The following is a 3,930-nucleotide window of genomic DNA, read 5'->3' on the forward strand; positions in this document are numbered from 1 at the left end:
ATGATACTTACCATTCAATTTACAATACATTTGTTGTGATCAAAATAGATATAACCTCTAATAAAAACTATTATTTTTATAAATGCAGCCAGATTTGATTAAACAAAATCAACAATAAATCAATCGGGCTGATACAGTAAATATTCAATGTGCTTTAAAATTTAAAAAATCCAGTAGTACAAAACTAAATGTTTAGTCAAAATTTATATATATTAATAATAAAATAAAATTGAATATAGAAGACAATTTAATGCCAAACAGATTATTCAAATTGAACTTAACGAGGTTTCAAAAATACCTGTAAACATCCTCATTGCTAAAGAAAAACTTCCTCACTTTAAGCAAATTAATGAAGAATGGATGATTTATTTAGAAAGCATGAGTGAATACACTGATGAGCTTCTGGAAGCTTGGATTCAACAGATCATGGCAACATACAGTCAAAAACATTTACCGAATATCAAATATTCCATTTAAATGATGCCGTTCATTTAAAACATCTCTAAATTAGAGAAACCTTAAGTGCTCAGAGAATTAAATCTGATATTGTTGTTGGTACCATGAACACATTACGTGGCATAACCAAAAGGAGGCTTTTTTCCTGATCTATACTCAAGGGAGGAAGCTACCCACCTACAAAAAATATAACCTTGATGAAATTTTTTAATTAATAAAAAGTTTAACCTTATGCCACTGCATCAATAACTTTTTCAGATTTATGGAAGGATTTAAAAATTTACTGTACCTTTTAATTTCCTTTTTCTCTTTATCAAAGTATTACTTATCAATTAATATCTCAAAGAAAATAAACTCTTGTATACAATAAAAACCACCCTGAATTTTTGATTTTTGAATATTTTAATATAAATATTTAAAAATAGCTTTTAAGTATTTCAAATGATGGTTTTTACATCCTATTCCTTAACATTTGGGCTTATTATCATCATTATTAATGGCGCAATTTTTAACCTAAACTCTTCAACAAAAAAAAATAAAATTGTCAACTTATTCCCGATTCTAACCTAATTACTTATAGGTTAGAATTGTATGATAACATCATTGCATTAGCTTTAGAATTATAGCTAAAGATCCAAAAACTCTGGTGCTAATTGTTATAGAACTGTCTCAAATACCTCTTAAGAAAAAAACAAAATGCAAACAGTATAAATTTATTATTGTCTTTACGATCATAAAGTATTATTTAAAAATTAAAACTAAATAATTATTATGTAATTTCTTTAAAGAGTGGGAATTCCTAAATCGAAATAAAGATATAATCGACACTCGATCAAGAAAAAATTCAATTATCCCACTTATCTGTTAATAACTACCCACTATTTTGGATTACCGAAAACACATTTTATTTAATTAGAAACAGCTTTTACTGAAAGTATTCTAGAAAAAACCAAAATTAGAGATTTAAAAAAATTGATTGACTTATTCATTAATTATTTTCATAAAATTACAAAAAAATCAAGTTACTATCAAGATATGGATGCACTTTGGTTTTCCGCTAACTTGCCGTTTGATAACCCATAAATTCCTTTAACAATACTTTACTTTTTTACTTTAAAAATACTGGAAATTACAGCAAGGGATCATGTAAATATTGTGCAACTCCGGACAGAAACATTTGTACTGCAATAGTAGTTAATATCATTCCCATTAATCGTTCAATTGCTATTAAGCCCCGTTTCCCCAAAATTTTCATTAAAAATGGTGCAAACAACATAATGACTGTAAAAATTGCGGAGGCAATAAGTACCCCTAAAAACACTAACCAAAGATGATAAGGATCTCGAGTAACAAATAATAATACCATTCCCATTGCTGATGGTCCAGCTGTTAAAGGCACAGCAAGGGGGACGATTAAGGGTTCCTCAAAGTCTTCTTTTTTAGATGTTTTTTGTTCTGATGGAAAAATCATTCGAAGAGCAATAATAAAGAGAATAACGCCTCCAGCTATACTCAAAGCAGGAGTAGTAATATGTAATCCATGTAAGATATAACGTCCAAAGAAAACAAATAATGCCAAAATAAGGAAGGCAATTAAGGATTCTCGTAGAATAATTCGTGTTTGAGTACGTGTGTCGTAATTTTGTAATATAGCTAAAAATACAGGAATATTGCCCAGTGGGTCCATCACTAAAATTAATGTGATTGCAATCGTATAAAGCGTCATTTAAATTTTTTCCAACCTAAATTGCTCATTGAGGAGTATATCATTTTCACACAAAAGAAATTCAGACACAGATAATTACTCAATTTTGAAAGACGGGTGGCAATTTTTTTGTAAGAAACATTCTCTCCTTAACAAAATCCCCTGACAAAGCAAATCCCAGTAATTTATTAGTCCCTCGTTCGTAGAATAAAGCTTTCTGATGCTTCCCATCTCCCCAATATTGCCATTCCCCTTCTATTCTTTCGGGGGGTGGATAAGCGACAAGAGCACAAGCAGGTGTTTTAATTATAATTGGCATAGGCGGATATTGCACAGGATGCTTATCTCCTAAGAGATGACGAGCAAGAGCTCGGCCACACTGTAAGAGTGGCGCTACATATTGGCGTACTTCACCAGCCACTTCGGCACAATCACCGAGAGCATAAATATTCTCGATACTTGTTTGAAGGTAACGATCTACGACTATCCCTAAATTACATTTAAGGTTAAGCGTTTTTGCTAAACTACATTGGGGCCTGATCCCGATTGCTGAAAGAATTCCATCAGTATGGATAGTATTCTTATCCTCCAACACAATTTGATAACCATTTCTATCAGAATTAACAACTCTAGCTGTATTATTTAAATGCCAATTGACGCCCTTATCCGCAAGAGCTTTCTGCAAAGCAACTCCCACACGTTCGGGTATCAGTTTAGATAAAGGATAAGGATCTGGTGATATTACCTCAACCTGATAACCCACATTAATTAAATCATTAGCAAATTCGCAACCCACTAAACCTGCTCCCAAAATTGTAAGAGATTTTTTGTCTTCTATCCATGTACGAAATCTTTTATAAGCAATCAAATCATTTATGGCAATTACAGAGGAAAGCTTCTCACCACCCTGTAAAGTCGGCGTTACAGTCTTGGAACCACAAGCCATAATGAGTTTTTGGTAAGCAATTTTTTCTCGATGTATTTGAATAATTTGAGCTGAAAGATCAATAGTTTTCACTAGTATATGAGAATGAATTCGAGCTTTTAATTGCGCACTCATTTCATTTGCAGAGTATACTACTAATTGAGCAACTAATTTTTTATTAGTTAAGGCTGTTGATAATAATGGCTTGGAATAAAAAACACCCTCGTTGGCGGTAATAATTTCCAAGGGTGTCGTCGTGTCTAATTTACGAAATTCTTTGGCAAAGAGGTAACCTGCCAACCCACTACCGATAATAACTACTGCTTGCTTCTTCATTTTTAATAGTTAAATTTTAAAGAGACTCAATCATGGCAGATACATTTTTTATAGGTGTCAGTCGAATCAATTTCATATTTTAAATTCAATACATGAGTTGCAGTATTTCTATTTAAGTTTTAAGAACTTAATCATAGTGATCAGTACTATCTTTGAAATTAAATAATAAGATTAGCAAAATCTAAATTACCTTGCAAAGCCACTCTAATTTCAATCTTCTATACATCTACGATGTTTGTGCGATATCAATTATCGCATCTAATCCAATTGCATCACATCTATTGATTTCAATTTTTTCTAACCATAGTCCAGACCCACCATTTTTAGTCAAAAATTATATAAATCTTCTGTACTTTCTTTTTCCATATCACTTCAACAGTAATTTACGATACATAATTTAAAGAAACTTGTTTATAGGCTGTGGATCTTGATAAAACCCATTTCAAGTATTAAATACCATCAAAGTATCAAATACCCCTGTGGATTTAAAGGTACAAAGTATTTATCA

Annotated in this window: 2 protein-coding genes; both read right to left on the bottom strand. The window is 31.3% G+C overall.

The window, feature by feature from the left end:
* Positions 1-1,585: 1,585 nt before the first annotated feature.
* Positions 1,586-2,182, bottom strand: a complete 597-nt coding sequence (locus tag CLERM_RS03675) for a MarC family protein (RefSeq protein WP_102157233.1) — start codon at positions 2,180-2,182, stop codon at positions 1,586-1,588.
* A 79-nt stretch (positions 2,183-2,261) separates the two neighbouring features.
* Positions 2,262-3,422 carry an NAD(P)/FAD-dependent oxidoreductase gene (locus tag CLERM_RS03680; RefSeq protein ID WP_102157234.1) on the bottom strand — a complete coding sequence of 387 codons (1,161 nt, stop codon included), beginning with the start codon at positions 3,420-3,422 and terminating at the stop codon, positions 2,262-2,264.
* Positions 3,423-3,930: the final 508 nt, after the last annotated feature.

The organism is Coxiella-like endosymbiont (assembly GCF_002871095.1).
Lineage (GTDB): Bacteria > Pseudomonadota > Gammaproteobacteria > Coxiellales > Coxiellaceae > Coxiella.

What these genes read in the sequence shown, in the direction of transcription:
- CLERM_RS03675 (WP_102157233.1), bottom strand. Translation starts at nt 2,182, where the DNA reads ATGACGCTTTATACGATTGCAATCACATTAATTTTAGTGATGGACCCA.
- CLERM_RS03680 (WP_102157234.1), bottom strand. Translation starts at nt 3,422, where the DNA reads ATGAAGAAGCAAGCAGTAGTTATTATCGGTAGTGGGTTGGCAGGTTAC.